The following is a 1426-nucleotide window of genomic DNA, read 5'->3' as shown; positions in this document are numbered from 1 at the left end:
TAAGTGGGCGGTTCGTGAGGCGATGTCCGTTTCGGTTGAGGTGGGAGCAAGGCTGCTGGTGGAGGCTGTGTCGGCTATTGCTTCCTGGCGAAGTTGCCGGTGTCGACCTCGGCGAGGATGCCGAGTTTGACCAGGCGTTTCAGCTTGGCGCGGGTGCCTTCCATGTTCTTCGGCAGCAGTTCGTGACCGAGGGTTTCGCAGACGTCCTTGGCTCGTAGCGGTCCGGTCGCGTGGTTGAAGGCGGCGAGGATGCGGGGGTAGCCCGGGTGCTCGGGCAGGTCCGGCGCGGCGGCAGGGAGCCGGTCGGCGAGGCCGGTGACGGTCTTGCGGGTGATCGCGAGGTGCTCCAGGTGCGTCTCGGCCTCCCGCAACCGGGTCTGCAGGTCGTCGATCTGTGCGCGGAGGTCGTCGGCCAGGGCCCGGGCGGCGTCTTCCTGGAGGTCCAGGGCGTCGAGCATGGGCTGGATGTTCACGCTGCCGCCGCCTGTGGCTCGCGCCAGGTGGGGGCGTTCGTGCCGGTGAGGCGCCGGGTCATGACGTGGGTCATCGCCCAGTAGACGCGGGAAGCCGAGGAGGAGGGGCGGTACTCGTAGTCGCGGACCAGGCGCCGGTGCAGTATCAGGATCCCGTAGGTCTGCTCGACCCTCCACCGCTTCGGCTGCGGCACGAACCCCTTGACCTGCGGGTTGCGTTCGACGATCTCGACGTCGATGCCCAGGCCGGCACCGTGCGCGACGACCTGGTTCTTGAAGCCCTGGTCGACCAGCGCTTTGCGGACGGTGCCGCCGGCCTGCTCGGCGACCTGGTCCAGCAGGACGATGCCCGCGGCGTTGTCGTGGGTGTTCGCGGCGAGGACGGTGACCGCGATGACCAGGCCGAGAACGTCCACGGCCAGTCCGCGCTTGCGGCCGGGCACCCGCTTAGCCGGATCGTGCCCGGTCGTGGAGGCGGGGACCCCGGCGGCCACGTGGACACTCTGGGTGTCCAGGACCACCAGGGTCGGGTCCTCTAATCGGCGGGCCCGCTCACGGACCTGGCAGCGCAGGAGTTCATGGATGACCTGGTCGGTCCCGTCGTCCCGCCAGGCGGCGAAGTAGTAGTAGGTCGCGCTCTTGGGCGGCAGGTCGTGCGGGAGATAGGCCCACTGACAGCCGGTCCGCCCCTGGTAGAGAATCGAGTTGACGATCTCCCGCATGTCGTAGGCGCCCTGGTGGCCGCTGACCGAGCGGTGCCGGTTCTTCCACGCGGTGATCACCGGCTCGATCAACGACCACTGCTCGTCCGATAAGTCACTCGGGTACGGCTTGCGTTCACTCACCCGGTCACATCACCAGATCACCAACCGCGGACCGGCAGATTCCGCCCCGCCGCCACACCATCAGGCGACAGCAGACCCACTCAAAGACTCACGAACCGCCCACTAAGA

2 protein-coding genes are annotated in these 1426 nt (G+C 68.0%); both read right to left on the bottom strand.

The window, feature by feature from the left end; translation table 11 throughout:
* Positions 1-74 precede the first annotated feature (74 nt).
* Entirely contained in the window at positions 75-473 is a 399-nt protein-coding gene (locus AB0P07_RS36710; RefSeq protein WP_365558759.1) for a hypothetical protein, read from the bottom strand.
* A complete protein-coding gene (locus AB0P07_RS36705) occupies positions 470-1318 on the bottom strand; it encodes an IS5 family transposase (RefSeq protein WP_189749424.1) in 849 nt (282 codons plus the stop codon). The genes AB0P07_RS36710 and AB0P07_RS36705 overlap by 4 nt, the downstream gene beginning before the upstream one ends.
* Positions 1319-1426 lie beyond the last annotated feature (108 nt).

It is taken from the genome of Streptomyces sp. NPDC085944 (assembly GCF_040686295.1).
In the GTDB taxonomy this organism is placed as follows: domain Bacteria; phylum Actinomycetota; class Actinomycetes; order Streptomycetales; family Streptomycetaceae; genus Streptomyces; species Streptomyces salinarius.
The sequence above is the reverse complement of the archived record's forward strand: the minus strand, read 5'-3'. Positions and strand labels throughout refer to the sequence as shown.